Annotated in this window: 1 rRNA gene; it reads left to right on the forward strand. The window is 49.8% G+C overall.

Features of this window, described 5'->3' with window-relative positions:
• Positions 1–275: ribosomal RNA gene (locus tag FUA24_RS03115) — 23S ribosomal RNA — on the forward strand; the annotation flags it as partial.

Consider the following 275-nt stretch of genomic DNA (forward strand, 5'->3'; position numbering starts at 1 on the left):
CCTCAGCTATGCTAATCAGCTGAGGGTTAGTCGGGACCTAACGCGAACCCGAAAGGGGTAGTGGATGGACAACAGGTTAATATTCCTGTACCTGCTCATATTAAAGTGACGGAGGCGTATATTTGGTGCGTGCTGACGGAATAGCACGTTGAAGCCAGTGGTAACACGGCGATAGTACACTAAGACTTCGGTTGCGGTGATAATCCAGAGAAGCGACTTCCAAGAAAAGCGATTGAAGCAGCCCGTACCCTAAACCGACACAGGTAGTTGGGATG

The sequence above is a fragment of the Seonamhaeicola marinus genome, from assembly GCF_008085455.1.